Below are 21,633 nucleotides of genomic sequence, written 5' to 3' on the forward strand. Positions count from 1 at the left end.
ACCCCCCATGACCTACCAGGACCAACGCAACGAAGAGCACCCCGAGGCAGTGCGCTCCGACCCGGTGCCGGTGCAGCGCAGCGCTCCGGACGACGAGCTCACCACCGACACGGACCGGGACGGCTACGACGCCGACGGCGACGGCGTCGACGACCGGACCGATGCCGAGCGGGGCTTCCACGAGAACGCGACGGACGAGCCCGAGCCCGGTCACGAAGACGGCTACCAGGACAACGTCACAGCGGACACGAACACGGACACGGAAACGGACACCGACGTGGACCGGGACGGTGTGGACGACCGCGTGGAAGACGGCGAGACCGACGCCGACGAAGAGACCGAGGACGAGCGCACCGGGTACGACGAGCCGGTGATCGCCTCTCCGGTGGACACCGAGGTCGAGCGCAACGGCGTCGACGGCGCCGAGTTCGACCGGGACCGGGCGGCGGACGACGACGACCGTACGTACGACGGCCCGACGTTCCCCGACAGCGCGATGACGCCGGTCGCGTTCGGCGCGGCAGCAGCGGGCGGCGCGGCGGCACTGGCCGCCAACCGCACCGACGACCGCACCGACACCGAGCACGTCGAGGCCGACGGCATCGGCGACGACCGCACCCCGGACGACGTGGCAGTGGTGGCAACAGACGACGACGAGCCGACCGAGCTCATGCCGGGCGAGGTCGACGCCGAGCCGGTGACCGCCCTGGTCGCGGTCGAGTCCGCACAGGGCTTCCGGGACCGCTGGCGCGAGGTGCAGCTTCGCTTCGTCGACGACCCGCGGGGTGCCGCGGCCGAGGCGCAGGGGCTGGCCGAGGAGGCGGCCGACGCACTGGTCGCCGCGCTCGACTCGCTGCGCAACGACCTGGGCGGCTGGGAGGCATCCGAGGCCGCTGACACCGAGCACCTGCGCGTGGTGGTCCGCCGCTACCGCGACTTCCTGGACCGGATGCTCCAGAGCTGAGCCGACGAAGGGGCCCTCGCGTCAGCGAGGGCCCCTTCGTGCTCAACCGAGTGGCGTGGGCGTGACCTGTTCACCGTCGACGGTCACCGTGCCGGTCGTCAGGTCGAGGGCCGGTGCCGGTCGCGCGACGCCGTCGACCTCGAGGATTCCGACCTGCCGTCCCTCGACCACGATCCAGCCGCCACGCACCTTGGCGTTGCGGACCTGGGCGGTGGCCCGGTAGAGGCCGGACGGCTTGCGTACCGCGCCGATGTCGAACGTGAAGGTCTCGCGTCCGGCGGTGACCGTGCCCTTGGCCCGCTTCTCGTCGAACGAGCCGGTGATCTTTCCCTTGTCCCCGGCCAGGGCCAGCCGCTCGTCGACGGCGGTGCCCTGGAACCAGGCCTCGACCTTGTCGCCGTCACAGACGTAGGCGATCGCCACCCCGTCCTTGACCGCGATCGCGATGCTGGCCTCTCCGCCGCGCACCGAGCCACCCCAGGTCACGGTGACCTTCTCCTGCGCCTGGGCGCGGGCCGGGGGCTGCGTGACCGCGGGAGCGGCCGGCGGCTCCGCTGTCGGTGACGGTGCCGCCGGAGCGGCCTTGTTCTCACTCGCCGCGGCCGGCTTCGGGGCGACGGTGAGCGCGTTGTTGGCGGCGAACAGCCCGCCGCCGGCGGCGAGGCCGACCACCAGCGTGATGACGGTTCCCAAGCGCTTCATGATCACTCCCGTTCCGGGGGTTCCCTACAGGACACAGGGTCTCGTGCCATCGCGTCTGTGTACAACTACGCACCGCGGAATGTGACAGTTCGCCGAGCCGCGTTATTAGAGAAGTTTTCGGGAACACCCACCCGGGTACGTCCGCCGACGGATCGATCCGAGCCGATCGGACCGGCGTGCGCGAGGGGGACGGTGTGGACGGTGGGCTGCGGCTGGATCTGAACTGGCTGGACTACGTGCTGCTGACGCTCTACTTCGTGACCGTGCTCGGGGTGGGTTTCGCCGCCCGCCGCGCGATCAGGACCAGCGTCGACTTCTTCCTCTCCGGGCGTTCGCTGCCGGCCTGGGTGACCGGGCTCGCGTTCGTCTCCGCCAACCTCGGCGCCCTGGAGATCATCGGGATGGCCGCCAACGGCGCCCAGTACGGCATCATGACCACGCATTACTACTGGGTCGGCGCCGTGCCGGCGATGGTCTTCCTCGGCATCGTGATGATGCCGTTCTACTACGGCTCCAAGGTCCGCTCGGTCCCGGAGTATCTCCGGCTGCGGTTCAACCGCCCGACCCACCTGCTCAACGCGCTCAGCTTCGCGGTGGCACAGGTGCTGATCGCCGGCGTCAACCTGTACGCGCTCGCCCTCGTGCTCGACGCGCTCCTCGGCTGGCCGCTGTGGATCTCGATCATCGCGGGCGCCGCGATCGTGCTCACCTACATCAGCATCGGCGGGCTGACCTCGGCGATCTACAACGAGGTGCTCCAGTTCTTCGTCATCCTGGCCGGGCTCATCCCGATCACCGTGATCGGCCTGGTCAAGGTCGGTGGCATCAACGGGCTGTTCGACAAGGTGCGGGACAGCGACCTCGGCGAGGCCGGCCTGCACGCCTGGGCCAACACCGGGTCGTCGGACAACCCGCTCGGCGCGCACTGGCTCGGCATCGTCTTCGGACTGGGCTTCGTGCTCTCGTTCGGCTACTGGACCACCAACTTCGCCGAGGTGCAGCGCGCGCTCTCCGCCCGCAACATGAGCGCCGCGCGGCGTACGCCGCTGATCGCCGCGTACCCGAAGCTGTTCATCCCGCTCGTGACCATCATCCCGGGCATGATCGCGGTCGTCACGGTGCAGGGGCTCGGCGCCGACGAGGGCGACCTGGTCTACAACAACGCGATCCCGCTGCTGATGCGTGACCTGCTGCCCAACGGCGTGCTCGGGATCGCGGTCACCGGTCTGATGGCCTCGTTCATGGCCGGCATGGCGGCCAACGTCAGCGGCTTCAACACCGTCTTCACCTACGACATCTGGCAGACGTACGTGCGGAAAGAGCGCTCGGACGAGTACTACATCAGGGTCGGTCGGATCGCGACGGTCGGCGGCATCGTGGTCGGCATCGGCACCGCGTTCATCGCCGCCGGGTTCAGCAACATCATGAACTACATCCAGGCGCTGTTCTCCGTGTTCAACGCCCCGCTGTTCGCCACGTTCATCGTCGGCATGTTCTGGAAGCGGATGACCGCGGCGGCCGGCTTCTGGTCGCTGCTGTCGGGCACGGTCGTGGCCCTGGCGACGTACCTCCTCTATCTGGGTGGTGCCCTGCCGTTCGACACCGACCTGGAGGAGAGCTTCTGGGGTGCCGGCCTCGCGTTCGTGACCGTCCTCGTGGCGGCGTTCGTGATCAGCAAGTTCACCGCGCCCAAGCCCGAGAACGAGCTGCGTGGCCTGGTCCGCGGGCTCGGCGGCATCGACCTCAAGGGTGACGTCGTCGCCGGCGACGCGGCCTGGTACCGCTCGCCGTTGCTGCTCGGCGGCATCGCGCTGGCTCTGTCCCTGCTCTTCTACATCCCGGTCTGGTGAGGGCGATGAGTGACGAAGACCTGCTCAGCGACAACGAGGAAGAGCGCCGTTCGGCGGCCGCGCGGATGTTCGACATCCGCCGGGTGATCGGCGGTTTGTTCGTGGTGTACGGCGTGATCGTCACCCTGGTCGGCGCCTTCGACGGCTCCGCCGCGATCGACAAGGCCCAAGGTGTACGGATCAACCTGTGGGCCGGGTTGGCGATGCTGACGGTGGGCCTGCTGTTCCTGCTGTGGCAGTGGCTTTCCCCGGCGGACGCGCCCGAGCCCACTGGATCTTCTGGCGAAGATGTCGAAAATGGAGGAGGCGACGCGTCGGTCCGGTGAAGGAGGAAGTCATGAAATACATGCTCATGCTCTTCGAACCCGAGACCGACTGGGAAGCACGGCCCGACGACTTGGCGGCGAACCTGGCCGAGCACGACGTGTTCTCGGCCTGGCTCAAGGAACGCGGCATCGCCGAGGTGGGCGGCGAGGCGCTGCGGGGGCCAAGCACGGCCACCACCCTGCGCAAGGTCGGCGACGAGATGGTGGTCACCGACGGGCCGTTCGCCGAGCTCAAGGAGCACCTCGGCGGTTTCTACATCATCGACGCCAAGGATCTCGACGAGGCGATCGAGGCGGCCCGGCGTTGCCCGACGGGCACCGTGACGGAGATCCGGCCACTCTGGGACATGACCGATTTCACCTGACGTCGACGACGCGCTGGCGCGGGCGTACCGCCGTGAGTGGGCCCAGGTGCTCGCCACGGTGGTGCGCCTGACCCGCGATCTGGACGCCGCGCAGGACGCGGTGCAGGAGGCGTTCGCGGCGGCTGTGCCAGCATGGCGCGCCAACGGGGTGCCCGCGAACCCGGGCGCGTGGCTGACCACCACCGCCCGGCGCAAGGCGGTCTCCGCCCGCCGCCACGTGGACGCCGTCCAGAGCCGGCTGCCGCTGCTGATGGTCGACGAGCCAGGCCCCGCCGACCCGTTCCCGGACGACCGGCTGCGCCTGCTGTTCACCTGTTGCCACCCCGCGCTGGACCTGGCCGCGCGGGTAGCACTCACGCTCAACGTGGTCTGTGGACTGCCGACGGCCGACATCGGGCGGATCTTCCTGGTGCCCGAGTCGACGATGGCCGCCCGGGTCACCAGGGCCAAGCGGAAGATCCGGGCGGCCGGCATTCCGTACCGGGTGCCGGCGCCGGACGAGATCGCCGACCGGCTGCCGAGCGTCCTGGCCACCATCTACCTGTTCTTCGTGCAGGGGCACACGCCACCGCGCGGCGAGGAGTTGACCGCGGCCGGGGTCACGGCCCGGGCGCTCGACCTGTCCCGGGTGCTGGCGGCGCTGCTGCCGGGGGAGCCGGAGGTGCGCGGCCTGCTGGCGTTGCTGCTGCTGACCGAGGCGCGCCGGCCGGCCCGGGTGGACCCGAGCGGCGCTCCGGTGCTGCTCGCCGACCAGGACCGGGCGCGGTGGGACCGGCGCCTGATCGTGGAGGGCCTCGCGCTGGTGCGGCCCGAGCCGCGCGGCCCGTACGCCATCCAGGCGGCGATCGCCGCGGTGCACGCGCTGGCGCCGCGGGCCGCCGACACCGACTGGGCGGCGATCGTGCGGTTGTACGACGACCTGCTGGCCGTGCACCCGTCTCCGGTGGCGGCGTTGGCGCGGACGATGGCGTACGCCGAGGTGGCCGGACCGTCGGCGGGCCTCGCGGCCGTCGACCTGCTGGCCGCCGACTCGCGGTTGGCCGGGTACCACGTGCTGCCCGCCGCCCGGGCCGACCTGCTCCGCCGGCTGGGCCGGTCCGTGGAGTCGGCGCAGGAGTACGCGCGGGCGGCCGAGTTGGCCGGCAACGCGGCGGAGCGGGCGTATCTGCTGGCCCGGGCGGCGGAGCATGGGAACGGGTCCCCGCCCCGGCTGTCGTGACCGGAACGGGGACCCGCGGCTCAACTAGTTAGGAAAGCGGGGGATAGGCGTTGGACATGAGCTGGCGGAACTGCGCCGAGAACCACGCGCCGGAGATCGGAGCGTTGGCCAGTGCGCCGGTCGGGTTGTTGCCGTTGAGCGAGTTGCCGCCGTAGGTCGGGTCGCACATCCGGTCGAAGCCCTTGCCGTCGTTGTTCGGGATCTCCGTGCTCGAACCGTCGGACTCACCCGGCGGCTTGACCCACACGTACGCGTCGATGCCCGACGCGGGCGCTGCGGTCGGCCGCTCGCCGAGGCCCGCCCCGCTCTGGTTGCACCAGTTGCCGGCGTGGATCCGCCGGTCGATGCGGGACTGGTTGACGAAGGTGTTCAGGTCGGTCGACGTGCTCGCCGCGGTGGGCCGCGCCGAACCGCCCCAGCCGTTGCGGGACGTGTCGATCAACATGCCGATGCTGGAGCCGAAGCCCTGGCTGACGAGCTCGGTCCGGAACGCCTGGGCGAAGGTCAGCTCGTCGACGTAGAAGTTCCAGTCGACCCAGCTTGACTGCCGGATCTGCTGGCCGTTGACGGTCGTGTTGATGTTGAAGTACGGCTCACGCAACGCCGAGTAGTTGGCGGTGTTGACGATGAAGCCGTGCACCTTGTCCACGGTCGAGCCGGACGCCACGGCGGCCTGCTTGAGCTTCTGGGCGGTCGGGCGGAAGTTGCTGTCCCAGCCGATCCAGCCGTGGTGGGCGGCGTCGATGTAGTTGTAGACGTTGGGGATCGCGCCGAGCTTGTTGAGCGCGTAGCCCACGCCGTTGACGTACCCACCGTTGCTGTTCATGGTCGCGCACTTGGCGATGCCAAGGTTGGTGACCAGGTTCGGCAGCGAGTCGATCTCGATGATCGTGATGATCCGCAGGCTGCGGTACTTGCTGTTGCTCATGATCGCCGCGATCGGGTCGATGTACTGGCTCTGGTACTTCGCCAGCTCGTCGACGCCGAGCTCGCCGTTGGAGGCCAGCGCCGAGCAGTCCCGGCCGGGGAGGTTGTAGATGACGAACTGGATGTAGCCGGCGCCCTGCGCGAGCGCGGCGTCCAAGTGGTCCTCGACGCCCATCGGGCCGTTGGACTGGCTGTCCGGGGTGCCCTCGATGGCGGCGATCCGGTCCAGCCACACCGCGGTCGGCTGGTTGGACACGCGGGTACCGCCCGGCTCGGCCGCAGCCTTGGCCGACCACTCCGGGTTGACGTAGCCGCGGGCACCCGAGTACGGGTTGTCCACCTTCGAACCGTTGCTGGGCTGGTCGTTGTCGGACTCGGTCGCGGTCACGCTGACGTTGCCGGCGGAGCTGGTCGCCGCGATCGTCGCACTGCCGTTGGTCTGGTCGCTGTCCTCGGCGGCGCTGACGGTGACCGGGACGCCGCTGCTCCAGTTGGAGCTGGTCAGCGTGAGGCTGGTCGGCGAGATGGTGATGTCGGAGTCACCGGACTTGGCCAGCGACACGGCGACCGAGCTGGTCGGCGCGGAGCTGAGTCGGTAGGTGACGGTCGCGGAGCCACCCTCGGGAACGCTGACCGCACCGGTGCTGGCCTGCAACGTGGGAGTCGTCGACCCGCCGCCGACGGTGAACGGCACGGCCGAGGTGGTGGTGGTCAGACCAGCGCTGTCGTAGGCCCGGGCGGCCGCGGTGTGGCTGCCGGAGGCGACGGAGGTGGCGCTGTACGCGTACGGGGAACTGGTGTCGCTGTTGACCACCGTGCCGTCGATCAGGAACTCGACCCGGCTGATCGCGCCCTCGACGTCGCTGGCGGTAGCGGCGAGCGAGACGGCGGCCCCGGCGGCGAAGTTCGCGCCGCTGGACGGGCTGGTCAGCGTCACGGTCGGAGCGGTGTTGCCCGGCGTCGTGCCGCCACAGGTGGTGCCGTTGACGGTGAACGAGGTCGGCTTGGGGTTGCTGCCGCTCCACGCGCCGTTGAAGCCGATCGTGGTGGAAGCGCCCGTGGCGAGGGCACCGTTGTAGGACATGCTCTGCGCGGTCACGTTCTGGCCGGACTGGGTCCAGGTGGCCGACCAGCCCTGCTGCACGCGCTGGCTGGAGTTCGGGAAGGTGAAGCCGAGCGTCCAACTGGTCAATGCGTCACCGGTGTTCTTCAGGGTGACGTTGGCGGTGAACCCGCCGGGCCAGTCGTTGGTGGTGTAAGTGACGTCGCAGGCGACGGCCGCCTGAGCCGCCGTCGAGGTGGCGACGAGGCCGGCGGCGGCGAGCAGGCCGGCCCCGGCGACGGCGAGCAGCCGCCGTCTTATCGACAGTGTCATTGCCGTGTCTTCTCCTTGGCCAGACCGGGTCCGTACCCGGGGATGGGGGTTGGCAGTGCGATTGCTCGGCCCGGCCCGGTCAGGCGCCAGCGCGCGGCGTCACACCCGCCGTCCGGAGTAGACGAACCCCGGTGCCCTCGGCGACCATTGCGTGTGACCCACGTAGATGCGGCTCGATGAGGATTCTGTCATGGGAGCGCTTCCATCACAAGCGCTCTATGCGTACGCGATCGAGGATCCGAACTCAGGCGACGATGACGACGTCCAGGCGGCGGGGGCCGTGTACGCCCTCCACGCGGTTGAGCTCGATGTCGCTGGTGGCCGACGGACCCGAGATCATCGTCAGCGGACGGGTCGGGTCCGGCAGGCGCCGCAGGGCGGCCGGCAGGCGTTCGACGATCTGGCTCGTGTGGACGACGCAGATGTGGTGGTCGGGCACGAGGGTCAGCAGGCGGCGCCCCTGGTCCGGGCTCGCGTCCAGGATCAGGGTGCCGGTCTGGGCTACCGCCACCGCGCACCCGGTCACCACCGCCACGCCCGGTGCGTCCAGGTCCGCGACCGTCAGCGCGTCCGCCTCGTCGCGGGAGACCGTGCCCGGATAAGCAGACAGCCACTCCGCCGGTAGCCCGGGCGGCACTGCCACCGAAGGCACGCCGGTCAGCAACGAGGCCACCGTGGCGGGCAGGGAAGCGGCGGCGCAGCGGCGGACCGTGGCCTTGTAGTCCTCCAGGCGGTCGACCAGCAGGTCGACCAGGGCGACGCCGGCCGGTCCGTCGTCCGCCGCGTAGTCGCGTGGCACCGGCGCCGAGGACGACGGCTGGGCCGCGCGGACCCGGCGCAGGATCTCGGTGCGGGCGTCAGGAGGAGTGCTCACGGGTCCACCATTCGCGGAAGGTCTGCTTGGGCGGCAGCGGGGCGTCGCGCACCGAGGTCCAGGCCGACAGCGGCCATGGCAGCCGCCGCAAGGCGCCCCTGCGGCCGGCGACCAGACGCAGCGGGGCGGCGCCTCGGCGGGCGGCGCGCAGGGCGGCGGCGTAACGACGGCGGTCGCGCATCACGTACGACATGGTGCGCATCGCCGTGCGCTCCGCCGAGGGACGGCCGCGGGAAGCGTCCACGCCGGACTGTCGCAGGTGAACCAGTACCTGCGGGATGTCGATCCGGACCGGGCAGGCGTCGAAGCAGGCTCCGCACAGGGTCGACGCGTACGGCAGGGTGCGGTTGGCACCCTCACCACTCATCTGTGGCGACAGGATCGCGCCGATCGGCCCCGGGTAGACCGACCCGTACGCGTGCCCGCCCACCCGCTCGTACACCGGGCACACGTTGAGGCACGCCGAGCAACGGATGCAGCGCAGCGCCTGCCGGCCGACCGGGTCCGCCAGCGTGTCGGTGCGGCCGTTGTCGACCAGCACGATGTGCACCGTCTGCGGGCCGTCGCCGGGCGTCACACCGGTCCACAGCGACGTGTACGGGTTCATCCGCTCGCCGGTGGACGACCGCGGCAGGAGTTGGAGGAACACCTCCAGGTCGGCGAACGTCGGCAGCAGCTTCTCGATGCCCACCACCGAGATCAGCGTCTCCGGCAGGGTCAGGCACATCCGCCCGTTGCCTTCGGACTCCACCACCGTGAGCGTCCCCGTGTCCGCGATCGCGAAGTTGGCGCCCGAGATGCCCACCTTGGTGGACAGGAAGCGGGCACGCAGGTGGCGTCGGGCCGCCTCCGCCAGGGCCGGTGGGTCGTCCGTCAAGGAAGAAGCGTCGACCCCGGGCATCCGCTCCAAGAAGATGTCCCGGATCTGCGTGCGGTTGTAGTGGATCGCCGGCACCAGGATGTGCGACGGGGTGTCGTCGGCCAGTTGCACGATGAGCTCGGCCAGGTCGGTCTCCACGGCGTGGATGCCGACCGCCTCCAGCGCCTCGTTGAGCCCGATCTCCTGGGTGGCCATCGACTTGACCTTGACGACCTCGGCGGTGCCTGTGGCGAGAACCAGATCGGCGACCACCGCGCACGCCTCGGCAGCGTCACGCGCCCAGTGCACCGTCGCGCCGGCCGCCGTCGCCGCCGCCTCGAACTGCTCCAGCAGCGACGGCAGCCGGGCCAGCACGTCGTCCTTGATCGCGGCGCCGGCCATCCGGAGCTGCTCCCAGTCCGGCACCTCGCCGACCACCCGCAGCCGCTTGTCGCGGATCGTGTGAGTCGCCTTGCGCAGGTTGTGCCGGAGTTGCTGGTCGCCCAGCTCCCGCCGGGCCAACGTGGGGAACGGCAGCGGCGTGACGATGTTCCCTGTGCCGCTCATCGGGAAGCCAGGATCTGTGCGTAGTGGATAGGTGTCACCGGCGCCGAAGAGCGGGACAACCCGCCTCCGATGTGGGTCAGGCATGAGTTGTCGGCCGCCGCCAGATACTCGGCGCCGGTGTCGCACACCGCCGCGCACTTGTCGGCCAGCATCGCTCCGGAGACCCCCGGGTTCTTAAGGGCGAACGTCCCCCCGAAGCCGCAGCACTCCTCGGCGCCCGACAGCGGCGAGAGCGTCAGCCCTTCGACGGCCTCCAGCAACTGCCTGGGCCGATCGCCCAGCCGCAGCATGCGCAGGCCGTGACAGGTCGGGTGGTAGGTCACCCGGTGCGGAAAGCGCGCGCCCACGTCGGTCACCCCCAACCGGTCGACGAGGAACTCGGACAGTTCAAAGGTGCGGGAGGCGACCGACTCCAGTGCCGGCGACGGCGCCAGCCGCGGATAGCTCTCCCGGACCATGGCCACGCAGGACGCCGAAGGGGCCACGATCGCGTCGTACGCCGAGAAGGTCCGCACGAAGTTGTCCACCAGCGGCAGGGTCTCGGCGCGGTAGCCGCTGTTGGCGTGCATCTGGCCGCAGCAGGTCTGGTCGAGCGGGAACTCCACCTGGTGCCCGAGCCGTTCGAGCACGGTCACCACCGCCTTGCCGGTGTCCGGGAACATCAGGTCGTTGACGCAGGTGACGAAGAGGGCGATCCGCATCGGGGGTTACCGGCTCTCGAAGAAGGGCAGGTGGCGGTCGCGTGCCGCCGTGAGGTGGGCGCGCGTCGCTTCGGCGGCCGCGTCGGCGTCGGCGGCACCGACCGCGTCGACGATCCGGTGGTGCTCGCTCGCGCTGACGCCGTAGTGCGCGGTGGGGAAGTGCAGGCGGAACAGGTGCAGGTGGGCGCGCAGCCGGACGACCGCGTCGTGCAGCATCCGGTTGCCGGACAGCTCGGCCAGGGTGTGGTGGAAGCGGGCATCCTGCGCGGTGAACGCCGCGATCGCGTCGGGGCCATCCGGCCCGGGCAGGTCCGCCGCGCCGCGCAGGCCGGCCAGCTCAACAGCGTCGAGGCCGGCGCCGGCGGCCTTGGCGGCGGCGGCGGGTTCGAGGACCAGCCGCATCTCGACCAACTCCTCGAACTGGGCGCGGGTCAGCAGCGGCGTCGCCGCGTAGCCGACCAGCGGCGTCTTGCTGACCAGGCCGTCGGACTCGAGGCGGGCCAGCGCCTCGCGAACCGGGGTCGGCGAGACGGCCAACCGGCGAGCCAGCGCGTCGATGTTGATCCGGGCGCCGGGCTGCACCTCGTGGTCCATGATCAGCGCCTGCACGGCGGCGTAGACGTCGTCGGTGAGGGTGATCCGTCGGGCGGGCTGCACGATCAAAGATCCTATAGGATTTGCAGGCGGGCCGCAGCATGCCGGTCGCGGTGATTGGATCAACGCGTGACCGACGAGATCGTCTACCTCGGCTGCTACACGAAGGAATCCGGCGGTACGGGCGAGGGGATCATCGCGGCCACCCGCGACCCGGGCTCGGGCCGGTTGACGCCGGGTGACGTGGTCGCGCGTACCCCGTCGCCGTCGTTCCTGACCTGGCATCCGACCCTGCCCGTGCTCTACGCCGCCAACGAGCTCGCCGAGGGCGAGGTCACCGGCTGGGCGGTCGACGGTGCCGGCCCGCTGCGGCCGCACGGGCGGGCGGAAACCGGCGGCGCCGAGCCGTGCCACGTCGCGGTCACCACCGACGGCTGGCACCTGCTCGCCGCCAACTACGCGAGCGGCTCGATCTCACTGCACCCGCTGGACCCGATGACCGGTGTCGTCGGCGAGCGGACCGACCTGGTCGTCCACGAAGGGCACGGACCCGATCGGGACCGGCAGGCCGGGCCGCACCTGCACATGATCTCGATCGACCCGACGGGTGGACCGCTCGTCGCGGTCGACCTGGGCACCGACGGCCTCTATCCCTATCGGATCGACGGCGAGCGGCTGGTGCCCGCCGGCGACCCGATGCGGCTCGCACCGGCTACCGGGCCGCGGCACATCGCCCGTCACCCGGACGGCCGCCGGGCCTATCTGACCGGTGAGCTGGACGCGATGGTCACGAGCTTCGAACTTGACGGCACGGAGTGGCGCCAGCGCAACCGGCTGGAGGCGAGCACCCGCTCCGGCGAGAAGTTCCCTTCGGAGATCGCCTGCCGCAGCGACGGGCGCTACCTCTACGTCGCGACCCGCGGCGTCGACACGGTGTCGGTGTTCGCGTTGGACGGTGCCGCGCCGAGGTTGGTCACCGAGATCGACTGCGGCGGTCGTTGGCCGCGGCATCTGGCGCTGGCCGGCGATCACCTCTACATCGCGAACCAACTCGGTGACTCTGTGTCGGTGTTCGCGGTCGATCCGCGGACCGGTGTGCCGACGATGGTCGACTCGCCTGTTCCGGTCCCAAGTCCGACTTGTGTGTTACCTCCACGCGAGACCGTCATTTCGGGATCCGCGAAAAAGGTTGCTGACTAAGCGATTTAGCGAACTCGGCGGAGTATTGCGATCACAGGAAGTGACGATAACCGATAAGTTCGTTGCTCCTGCGTAACTTTAAGCCGAACGTACCTGTCGCAGATGCCTTCCTGTACGCAAGATGGTCGGGTGTCTGGCCGGCATCGCATGCGAATGAAGCTCCGCGGCGCTGGCGTCATCGCTGCCGCGATGGCGCTAGTGCTCGTTTCCGTTGGCGTTTACTTCGGTTACCGACAGGTATCCCAACCCGGATGTTCGGGTGAGGCGAAGTTGAACGTCGCGGCGGCGAGCGAGATAGCGCCCGCCATCGAGAAAGCCGCGAAGGCGTGGGTCGACGGCGGCGCTCAAGCCGACGGCGTCTGCGTCGCGGTCAACGTGGTCCAGCAGGAGCCCGTCGACGTCGCCGCGGTGGTCGCCGGTAAGCACGGCGTCGCACTGGCGGGCGTCGGGCTCGCCAACGGCACCGCCACGATGCCGGACGTCTGGGTGCCGGACTCGTCGACCTGGCTGCTGCGGCTGACGAGCGCGGCTCAGGGCTTCTCGCCGAGCAACGGTCAGTCGATCGCCCGCAGCCCGGTGGTCGTCGCCATGCCCGAGCCGGTGGCACAGCAGATCGGCTGGCCGCAGAAGAAGATCAGTTGGCTCGACCTGCTCGGCCAGCTCACCACTGGCACCTCGATCAAGCCCGGCATCGTCGAGCCGACGCGCGACGCCGCCGGCCTGTCCGGCCTGCTGGCGCTCGGCGCCCAGGCGGGCACGCTGGGCGCCCAGGCGCAGTCGGCGCAGACCGCGGTGCTCCGCGCGCTCGCCTCCGGCAAGTCGGCGCTCCGCGAGGACCTGCTGGCCAAGTTCCCGCGTTCGACCGACCCCGCCAGCATCGCGCAGGCGCTGTCCGTCGCGCCGCTGTCCGAGGAAGACGTCGTCCAGTACAACTCGACGAAGCCGCCGATCCCGCTGGCCGCTCTTTACCTCGAGCCGGCGCCGACGTCGCTGGACTACCCGTACGCGGTGATGCCCGGCACCGACCCGATGAAGGCCAAGGCGGCCGAGGGCCTGTTCCGCGTGCTGACCGCCAAGGACTTCAAGAACGACCTCGGTGCCCAGCACCTGCGTGCCGCCGACGGCACCTGGGGCGACGGCTTCGAGGCTCCGGCCGGCGCGCCGAGCCCGGCCGGCACCCCGCAGGTGACCAAGTCCGCCGACTCCGGCGGCACGGCGGCCGGCAGCGCCGACCCGGCCGTGGTCAACACGACGCTCGCCACCTGGACAGCGGTCACGCTGCCCGCCCGGATGCTTGCCGTCATCGACATCTCCGGCACGATGGGCGGCAAGGTGCCCAGCGCCGGCAACGCCACCCGGATGAAGCTCACCCAACAGGCGGCGACCCGTGGTCTCGGGCTGTTCAGCGACGACTGGGCGGTCGGCCTCTGGGTCTTCTCCAGCAACCTGGGCGGCGGCAAGGACTACAAGGAGCTGGTGCCGATCCAGCCGGTGTCCAGCGGCCGGTCCGCGCTGCTCGGCCAGCTCGGTGCGATCCAGCCCAAGAAGGGCGGCGACACCGGTCTGTACGACACGATCCTCGCCGCCTACAAGAACGTGCAGAAGGGCTGGCAGAGCGGTCGGGTCAACTCGATCGTCATGCTGACCGACGGCATCGGCAACGACGACCCGGACGGTGGCATCAGCCAGGCCGGGCTGCTCAGAGAGCTCAACTCGATCAAGGATAAGTCGAAGCCGGTGCAGCTGATCATCATCGGGCTCGGTGACGAGGTGAACCGCGGTCCGCTGGACCAGATCACCAAGGTCACCGGCGGCGGCGTGTTCGTCGCGAAGGACCCGGCGAAGATCGGCGAGATCTTCCTGCAGGCCATCTCCAGGCGGCCCAACACCAACTGACGAGCCGGCAGTCGTTAGCCTGGCTAACGGCTGCCGTCAAGTAAGTGACGGTTTTCCGTCCCAGCTCCACCCCAGGGCGGGGGATGGGTGAAGATGTCCAGGCACCGCTCTCCGGTGCGTCGACACCCATGAGCTGGGGAGGGCTTGGTGCCGTCGGCGACGCTGGTTAACCCCGCTTCCACGCGCCCGGACAACGGGCGCCACGCCGTCGACGCGGCGTTGGTGCGGGCCCGTTTACGCGCATACGTGCGCGCCGTTTTTCTGGTCGACATCGCGATGGTCACCCTGGCGATGGTCGGCGGCTACATGGTGCGGTTCGGTGAGCTGTCCAAGGGCTTCGGCGGCGGCGCACCTCGCGACTCCGTGCCGTACGCCATCATCATGGTCGGCCTCGGCCTGGTCTGGCTGCTCTCGCTCAAGTTGATGCGCAGCTACGACGCCCGGCTGATGGGCTACGGCGTCGACGAATACCGGCGGGTCGCCGCCGCGACCATCCGGCTGGCCGGCGCCATCGCCATCGTCGGCTACGTGGTCGACCTCGGCGTCGCACGCTGGTTCCTGGCGCTGACCTTCTCGCTGGGCCTCGTCGGCCTGGTGCTGGGCCGCTACGCCGCGCGCAAGTGGCTGCACCACGCCCGCCGGCGGGACGCGTCCTGGTCCCGCCAGGTGCTCGTGGTCGGCGACGCCGTGCACATCAACGAGCTCGTCGCCACGCTGCGCCGCGAGCCCTACGCCGGTTACCACGTGGTCGGGGCGTGCATTCCCGACGCGTTGATCGCGCCGGTGCCGCAACGGCTCGGTGACGTGCCGGTGGTCGGGTCGTTCCGCACCGTGCTGGAGGCGGTCGAGTCGACCGGCGTCGACACCGTGGCGGTCACCACCTCGGTCGAGCTGACCGCGATCCGGCTGCGCCGGCTCGGCTGGCAGCTCGAGGGCACCGGCGTCGACATGGTGCTGGCGCCCGCGCTGACCGACGTGGCCGGCCCGCGGATCCACACCAGGCCGGTCGCGGGTCTGCCGCTGATCCACGTCGAGGCGCCCGAGTTCCGTGGCGGCCGCAAGCTGGTCAAGGGCTTCTTCGACCGGGCCGCCGCGCTGGTCGCGCTGACCCTGGCCGCACCGCTGCTGTTGGCCATCGCGATCGCCATCAAGCTCGACGGCCGCGGCCCGGTGTTCTTCCGGCAGACCCGGGTGGGCATGTCCGGCAAGGAGTTCTCCGTCTTCAAGTTCCGCACCATGGTGGTCAACGCCGAAGAGGTCCTCGCGCAGCTCAAGGCCCGCAACGAGACCGACGGGCTGATGTTCAAGATGCGCGACGACCCGCGGGTGACCCGGGTCGGCCGGTTCCTCCGGCGCTTCTCGCTCGACGAGCTGCCCCAGTTGGCCAACGTGCTGCTCGGCCAGATGAGCCTGGTCGGGCCGCGCCCGCCGCTGCCCCGTGAGGTCGCCCGTTACGACGGCGACGTGGCCCGCCGGCTGCTGGTCAAGCCGGGCATCACGGGGCTCTGGCAGGTCAGCGGGCGCTCCGACCTGACGTGGGAGGACGGCATCCGGCTCGACCTCTACTACGTGGAGAACTGGAGCCTGACCGCCGACCTGGCCATCCTGTGGAAGACGGTCGGAGCGGTCATCGCCAGTCGGGGCGCTTACTGAGCCTTCGGGCCGTTCCAGTCGAGGCAGACGACCACCGCGTCGTCGGCCAAATCGGACGACACGTGCGCGCGCAGCTCGCCGAGCAGCGCGCGCACGGCGTCCAACGGAGACCGGTGGCGGCTGCGCCGGACGAACTTGGTCAGCGCGCTCTCGCCGTACCGGCTGCCGGCCTGGTCCAGCGCGTCGTACACGCCGTCGCTGATCACGAACATCCGGTCGCCGACCTCCAGCTCGAAGGTCTGCGGCCGGTAGATGGTGCCGTCGAACATGCCGAGCGGGAGCTGGGCCTCGAGCTCGACGTCGCTGACCTCGTCGCCCCGCAGCAACAGGAGCTGAGGTGAGCCGGCGTCCACCGCGGTGACCACCCCGCTGGCCAGGTCGACCTCCAGCAGCAGCGCGGCCAGGTGCTGCTCGCCCCGGTAGTGCGCGTAGACCGCCTGGTCGGCCAGCGCGGCCTGGTCGGCCAGGTCCAACCCGCCGCGGCGGGCGTTGCGCAGGGCGAAGGTCGCCAGAGTGGTCAGCGTCGCGGCGGCGACGCCCTCGCCGGAGCCGTTCACCGCGGACAGCCAGAGCCGGTGCCCGTCGTCGGCCCAGTCGAAGCTGTCGCCACGCACCGCGTACGCCGGTTCGAGTTGCCCGGCCAGCGCGAACGACGGACGGGACCGGCTGCGTCCGGGCAGCAGCTCCCACTGCATCTCGGCGGCCAGGGTCAGCCGGCGGGCGCGGGCGGCGACCAGGTAGCGGTCGGTGCTGCCGCGCACCGCCGCGACCTCGTGCGCGACATGGTTGGCCAGGTCCGCGAGCTCGGCCCGGGCCGAGTCGTCGTCGTCGGCCACCGGCGCCAGCCGCAGGACCCCGATCCGGTCACCGCGCATGGTTACCGGCAGGAACAGGACTGGGTCGTCGTAAACCTCCGACTGGTGGTCGAAGCTCCGCCAGGCCGGGTCGCCGGGCCGGGTCACCGCCTCGCCGCCGTCCAGCGGCAGCAGGGCGGCGAGCCGGTAGTCGACCAGCAGGAGGTCCACCTCTGTGATCCCGTAGTGCTTTTCGAGCTGGTCGCCGAGCCGTTCCACGATCGCGTCGGCTTCGGATTGCGACAGCGCGCGTTCGACATCGACTAACCGTTCGTTCATCGCTGGTCCCCTCGGCGAGGTGGCGGCGCCTGCCGTCGGGGTAGGGTTTTCCCACCATGGCCGATCACCATGCGTCCTCCGACGTAGCCGCTCAGGCTGCCGCTGTCGACAGCGCGGCAGAGGCGTTGCTGTCCGTGTGGGACGCGGCTCGCGAAGGTGCCGCTGATCGCGTCTCGGGGTCACAGTTACGCGCGATGCTCGTGGTCGAGGAGTTAGACGGCATCAATTTGCGTGGTCTCGCGGGAAGCCTGGGCATGATCCTTTCTTCGGCCAGTCGGCTCTGCGACCGGTTGGTCGCCGCCGGCATGATCGAGCGCTTCCCCGGGCGCACCGACCGCCGCGAGATCGCGTTGCACCTCACCAAGGTCGGCCACCGGCTGCTGGAGGAGCTCCGCGCCGAACGCCGCCGCCGGCTCAGCGAGGCACTGGCCCAGATGAGCCCGGCCGCCCGGCAGGCACTGCTGCGCGGCCTGAGCGAGTTCAGCGACGCGATGGCCAAGCCCGCGTCGGAGTCGTTGACCGCCTAGGTCCGGACCCACTCCGCGGGCTCGGCGAGGATGTCGCGGACCACCGCACCGGCGGCACCGACCGCGGCCGCGGCCGGTCCCAAAGCCGACGCCCGCACCGTCATCGGTGACCAGGCCGAGGTGAGCACCCGCCGGGACAGCTCAGCCTCGACGGCCGGTGCCAGCCAGGGCGCCAGCGGTCCGAAGATCCCGCCCAGCACCACCGTGTCGACGTCGAGCATGTTGACCACACCGGCCAGCGCGACGCCGAGCGACGTGCCCGCCGCGGGCAGCCGGTGCGCGGCCAGGTCCGTGTCGGCGCGCAGCCGGGCCAGGCCCGCCTCGCCGGCGGGCAGGTCGCGCAGCAGCGCCTCCTGACCGGCGTACTGCTCCAGGCAACCGAGCGCGCCGCACCGGCAGCGTGGGCCGTCGGGGTGGACGCAGACGTGGCCGAGCTCGCCGCTCCAGCCCCGGGCGCCGCGGAACAGGTCGCGGTGCAGCACGATGCCCGCGCCGATGCCGATCTCGCCGGAGACGTAGACGAAGCTGTCCAGGCCCTGCCCGCCGGCGTGCAGCTCGGCCAGGGCGGCCAGGTTGGCCTCGTTGTCGATGGTCACCGGCAGGTCGCCCAGGGGTCCGCCGGCCAGCGTCCCCGCCGCGTCGACGTCGTGCCAGGCCAGGTTGGGGGCGCGGTGCACCAGGCCGGTGCCGGAGACCAGCCCCGGCACGGCGAGCGCGGCGCCGGCGACGACGCGTCCCGCCGCCAAAGCTTCGGCCCGTAACCGCGCGCCGAGGCCCGCCACCGCCGTGAGCACCTCGGTCGGGGAGACCGGGCGCTGGTCACCATGCAGCACAGCCCGGTGCCGCACCGTGCCGGTGAGGTCGACGACGCAGCCGGCCAGGTAGTCGACGTTGATCTCCAAGCCGAGCCCGGCCGGGCCGTACGCGTGCAGGACCAGCCCGGCCGCCGGTCGCCCGGCGCCGGCCCGCGGCGCGGGACCCACCTCGGCCAGCAGGCCGCCGACGACCAGATCGTCGACCAGCGCGGAGACGGTGGCCCGGGTCAGCCCGGTGCTCGCGGCCAGGTCAGCGCGCGACGGAGGTCGATGCGCGGCGGCCACCTGACCGAGCACCAGGGCCAGGTTGTGCGCCCGCACGCTGGCCTGGCGTACCGGTGATCCGCCGTTCACACCCTTGACACTGCCACGACTCAGTCAAATAATTCAACCGCTAAACAAATTCCGCGCCTATGGTGCGCACTTTCGGAGGAGGCCCAGGATGGCAGCCGATCCCACCCGCGCCGACAAGTTCTCGTTTGGTCTCTGGACCGTCGGCTGGCAGGCCCGCGACCCGTTCGGCGACGCCACCCGGCCGCCGCTGGACCCGGTGGAGTCCGTTCACCGGCTCTCCGACCTCGGCGCCTACGGTGTGACGTTCCACGACGACGACGTGATCCCGTTCGGCTCCGACGACGCCAGCCGCGCCGAGCACATCGCCCGGTTCCGCAAGGCGCTCGACGAGACCGGCATCGTGGTGCCGATGGTGACCACGAACCTGTTCACCCACCCGGTGTTCAAGGACGGCGGCTTCACGAGCAACGACCGCGACGTACGCCGGTTCGCGCTGCGCAAGGTCATGCGCAACATGGAGCTGGCTGCCGAGCTCGGCGCGGAGACCTACGTGATGTGGGGCGGCCGCGAGGGTTCCGAATACGACTCGGCCAAGGACGTGCAGGCGGCCCTCGACCGCTACCGCGAGAGCGTCGACTTCCTGGCGCAGTACTCGATCGACCGCGGTTTCGGCCTCCGCTTCGCCCTGGAGCCCAAGCCCAACGAGCCGCGCGGCGACATCCTGCTGCCGACGGTCGGCCACGCGATCGCCTTCATCTCCAGCCTCGAGCACGCCGACCTGGTCGGTCTCAACCCCGAGGTCGGGCACGAGCAGATGGCCGGGCTCAACTACGCGCACGGCATCGCCCAGGCGCTGTGGCACGGCAAGCTCTTCCACCTCGACCTCAACGGCCAGCGCGGCATCAAGTACGACCAGGACCTGGTCTTCGGCCACGGTGACCTGACCAACGCGTTCTCCCTGGTCGACCTGATCGAGCACGGCGCGCCCGGCGGCGGCCCGAGCTACACCGGCCCCCGGCACTTCGACTACAAGCCCTCGCGCACCGAGGACTTCGACGGCGTGTGGGCCTCGGCGGCCGCCAACATGCGGATGTACCTGCTGCTCAAGGAGCGGGCGCAGGCCTTCCGGGCCGACCCCGAGGTCCAGGAGGCGCTGGCCGCCAGCAAGGTCGGCGAGCTCAGCCAGCCGACACTGGGCACCGGCGAGAGCTACACCGACTTCCTGGCCGACCGCGCGTCGTACGAGGACTTCGACGCCGACGCCGTCGCCGAGAAGGGCTTCGGCTTTGTCCGCCTCAACCAGTTGGCCGTCGAGCACCTGCTCGGCGCCCGGGGCTAAGGGAGACTGACCATGCCGCTGGTCGCCGGCATCGACTCGTCCACGCAGTCGTGCAAGGTAGTGATCCGCGATGCCGACACCGGCGCGCTGGTCCGCGAGGGGCGCGCCACGCATCCGGAGGGCACCGAGGTGCATCCGGACGCGTGGTGGCGCGCCCTGAGCGAGGCCAGCCGCCAGGCCGGCGGGCTCGACGACGTGGCCGCGGTCGCGGTCGGCGGCCAGCAGCACGGCATGGTCTGTCTCGACGAGCAGGGCGAGGTGGTCCGCCCCGCCCTGCTGTGGAACGACACCCGCTCGGCGCAGGCCGCTTCCGACCTGACCACCGAGCTCGGTGGCCCGAAGGCCTGGGCCGACGCGGTCGGCTCGGTCCCGGTGGCCAGCTTTACCATCACCAAGCTGCGCTGGCTGGCCGAGCACGAGCCGGCCAACGCCGACCGCACGGCCGCCGTCTGCCTACCGCACGACTGGCTGACTTGGCGGCTGGGCGGCACCGGCGCCATCGCCGACCTGCGCACCGACCGCGGTGACGCCAGCGGCACCGGCTACTGGTCGCCGGCCACCGGCGTCTACCGCCCCGACCTGCTGTCGCTCGCGTTCGGCCGGGAGCCCCAGGTGCCGACCGTGCTGGCGCCCACCGGCCACGCCGGCCGGCTGCCCAGCGGAGCCGTGCTCGGCCCGGGCACCGGCGACAACGCGGCGGCCGCACTCGGCGTCGGCGCCCAGCCCGGCGACGTGGTCGTCTCGATCGGCACGTCCGGCACGGTGTTCAGCGTGGCCGACCTGCCCGCCGCCGACCCGAGTGGCATCGTGGCCGGCTTCGCCGACGCCACGGGCCGCTTCCTGCCGCTGGTCTGCACGCTCAACGCCGCCCGGGTGCTCGACGCCGCGGCGGCGATGCTCGGCGTGACGCACAGCCAACTCGCCGAACTGGCCGGCCAGGTGCCGTCCGGTGCCGACGGCCTGGTCATGGTGCCCTACCTGGAGGGCGAGCGGACCCCGAACCGGCCGCTGTCGACCGGTGCGGTGCACGGGCTGACCCTGAAGACCTCGACGCCGGCGCACTTCGCCCGGGCCGCGGTCGAAGGCATGCTCTGCGCACTCGCCGACGGCCTCGACGCACTCATCGCCGAGGGCGCCGCGGTCAATCGGGTGATCCTGATCGGCGGCGGCGCGCGCAGCGAGGCGGTCCGGCGGATCGCTCCCGAGGTCTTCGGCTGCGGCGTCGTGGTGCCCGAGCCCGGCGAGTACGTCGCCGACGGCGCCGCCCGCCAGGCCGCGTGGGCCATCTCGGATCAGCCGGCACCGCCCGCCTGGGCGACCGGCCGGAGCGAGAGCTACGGCGCCCGTCCGGTGCCGGCGATCCGTGAGCAGTACGCCGCCGTCCGCGAACTGGTGCACGATCGTCCCGTGGCTTAAATAGTCACACTGGCCCCACCGCGTTACCGTCGGACAG

At 71.0% G+C, this 21,633-nt stretch carries 19 protein-coding genes; 11 read left to right on the top strand and 8 right to left on the bottom strand.

The window, feature by feature from the left end; all coding sequences use genetic code 11:
* Positions 1-7: 7 nt before the first annotated feature.
* The gene (locus BLV39_RS08540) at positions 8-964 is read left to right on the top strand and encodes a hypothetical protein (protein ID WP_090789073.1); all 957 of its coding nucleotides are present in this window, start codon (positions 8-10) and stop codon (positions 962-964) included.
* 42 nt (positions 965-1,006) lie between these two features.
* On the opposite strand, the gene BLV39_RS08545 is transcribed toward BLV39_RS08540, so the two are convergent.
* Positions 1,007-1,666, bottom strand: a complete 660-nt coding sequence (locus BLV39_RS08545) for a hypothetical protein (RefSeq protein ID WP_143049685.1) — start codon at positions 1,664-1,666, stop codon at positions 1,007-1,009.
* A gap of 176 nt (positions 1,667-1,842) precedes the next feature.
* On the opposite strand from BLV39_RS08545, the gene BLV39_RS08550 reads away from it, so the two are divergent.
* The 4 genes from BLV39_RS08550 to BLV39_RS08565 are packed head-to-tail and all read left to right on the top strand — an operon-like array spanning position 1,843 to position 5,426.
* Entirely contained in the window at positions 1,843-3,516 is a 1,674-nt protein-coding gene (locus tag BLV39_RS08550; RefSeq protein WP_239084008.1) for a sodium:solute symporter family protein, read from the top strand.
* Positions 3,517-3,521: 5 nt separating this feature from the next.
* Positions 3,522-3,842 carry a hypothetical protein gene (locus tag BLV39_RS08555; protein ID WP_090789077.1) on the top strand — a complete coding sequence of 107 codons (321 nt, stop codon included), beginning with the start codon at positions 3,522-3,524 and terminating at the stop codon, positions 3,840-3,842.
* 11 nt (positions 3,843-3,853) lie between these two features.
* A complete protein-coding gene (locus BLV39_RS08560; protein WP_143049686.1) occupies positions 3,854-4,207 on the top strand; it encodes a YciI family protein in 354 nt (117 codons plus the stop codon).
* Positions 4,197-5,426, top strand: a complete 1,230-nt coding sequence (locus tag BLV39_RS08565) for an RNA polymerase sigma factor (protein WP_176984903.1) — start codon at positions 4,197-4,199, stop codon at positions 5,424-5,426. Before BLV39_RS08560 ends, BLV39_RS08565 begins: the two co-directional genes overlap by 11 nt.
* A 28-nt stretch (positions 5,427-5,454) precedes the next feature.
* Here the strand turns inward: BLV39_RS08565 and BLV39_RS08570 are convergent, their stop codons facing one another.
* The 5 genes from BLV39_RS08570 to BLV39_RS08590 form a co-directional block, all read right to left on the bottom strand.
* Entirely contained in the window at positions 5,455-7,728 is a 2,274-nt protein-coding gene (locus BLV39_RS08570; RefSeq protein ID WP_090789084.1) for a glycoside hydrolase family 6 protein, read from the bottom strand.
* Between the two features lie 244 nt (positions 7,729-7,972).
* Positions 7,973-8,602: a LutC/YkgG family protein gene (locus BLV39_RS08575; RefSeq protein WP_090789086.1), complete on the bottom strand. Its 630-nt coding sequence runs from the start codon at positions 8,600-8,602 to the stop codon at positions 7,973-7,975.
* The gene (locus BLV39_RS08580) at positions 8,586-10,028 is read right to left on the bottom strand and encodes a LutB/LldF family L-lactate oxidation iron-sulfur protein (protein WP_090789088.1); all 1,443 of its coding nucleotides are present in this window, start codon (positions 10,026-10,028) and stop codon (positions 8,586-8,588) included. Before BLV39_RS08580 ends, BLV39_RS08575 begins: the two co-directional genes overlap by 17 nt.
* On the bottom strand, positions 10,025-10,729 hold the full coding sequence (locus BLV39_RS08585; protein ID WP_090789091.1) for a (Fe-S)-binding protein: 705 nt from the start codon (positions 10,727-10,729) through the stop codon (positions 10,025-10,027). The genes BLV39_RS08580 and BLV39_RS08585 overlap by 4 nt, the downstream gene beginning before the upstream one ends.
* Positions 10,730-10,735: 6 nt before the next feature.
* Positions 10,736-11,386: a GntR family transcriptional regulator gene (locus tag BLV39_RS08590; protein ID WP_239084006.1), complete on the bottom strand. Its 651-nt coding sequence runs from the start codon at positions 11,384-11,386 to the stop codon at positions 10,736-10,738.
* Positions 11,387-11,452: 66 nt separating this feature from the next.
* Here BLV39_RS08590 and BLV39_RS08595 point away from each other — a divergent pair, with 66 nt between their 5' ends.
* The 3 genes from BLV39_RS08595 (at position 11,453) to BLV39_RS08605 (ending at position 16,072) form a co-directional block, all read left to right on the top strand.
* Positions 11,453-12,523 carry a lactonase family protein gene (locus BLV39_RS08595; RefSeq protein WP_090789093.1) on the top strand — a complete coding sequence of 357 codons (1,071 nt, stop codon included), beginning with the start codon at positions 11,453-11,455 and terminating at the stop codon, positions 12,521-12,523.
* Positions 12,524-12,670: 147 nt separating this feature from the next.
* Positions 12,671-14,419, top strand: coding sequence for a VWA domain-containing protein (locus BLV39_RS08600; RefSeq protein ID WP_090789095.1), 1,749 nt, complete (start codon positions 12,671-12,673; stop codon positions 14,417-14,419).
* A gap of 147 nt (positions 14,420-14,566) precedes the next feature.
* Positions 14,567-16,072, top strand: coding sequence for a sugar transferase (locus BLV39_RS08605; RefSeq protein ID WP_090791280.1), 1,506 nt, complete (start codon positions 14,567-14,569; stop codon positions 16,070-16,072).
* Here the strand turns inward: BLV39_RS08605 and BLV39_RS08610 are convergent.
* Entirely contained in the window at positions 16,066-17,205 is a 1,140-nt protein-coding gene (locus tag BLV39_RS08610; RefSeq protein WP_090789097.1) for a PP2C family protein-serine/threonine phosphatase, read from the bottom strand. The two genes, BLV39_RS08605 and BLV39_RS08610, sit on opposite strands and share 7 nt — an antisense overlap.
* A 56-nt stretch (positions 17,206-17,261) precedes the next feature.
* Here BLV39_RS08610 and BLV39_RS42865 point away from each other — a divergent pair, with 56 nt between their 5' ends.
* Entirely contained in the window at positions 17,262-17,732 is a 471-nt protein-coding gene (locus BLV39_RS42865; protein WP_176984815.1) for a MarR family winged helix-turn-helix transcriptional regulator, read from the top strand.
* Here BLV39_RS42865 and BLV39_RS42870 read toward each other — a convergent pair.
* A complete protein-coding gene (locus BLV39_RS42870; protein WP_239084005.1) occupies positions 17,729-18,901 on the bottom strand; it encodes an ROK family transcriptional regulator in 1,173 nt (390 codons plus the stop codon). The two genes, BLV39_RS42865 and BLV39_RS42870, sit on opposite strands and share 4 nt — an antisense overlap.
* 88 nt (positions 18,902-18,989) lie before the next feature.
* On the opposite strand from BLV39_RS42870, the gene xylA reads away from it, so the two are divergent.
* Together xylA and xylB are read left to right on the top strand one after the other, a co-directional pair.
* Positions 18,990-20,180, top strand: coding sequence for a xylose isomerase (gene xylA / locus BLV39_RS08620; RefSeq protein ID WP_090789099.1), 1,191 nt, complete (start codon positions 18,990-18,992; stop codon positions 20,178-20,180).
* 12 nt (positions 20,181-20,192) lie between these two features.
* Entirely contained in the window at positions 20,193-21,596 is a 1,404-nt protein-coding gene (xylB, locus tag BLV39_RS08625) for a xylulokinase (protein ID WP_090789101.1), read from the top strand.
* The last annotated feature ends 37 nt before the right edge of the window (positions 21,597-21,633 follow it).

Origin of the sequence: Asanoa ishikariensis (assembly GCF_900107455.1) — a bacterium.
GTDB classification, from domain to species: domain Bacteria; phylum Actinomycetota; class Actinomycetes; order Mycobacteriales; family Micromonosporaceae; genus Asanoa; species Asanoa ishikariensis.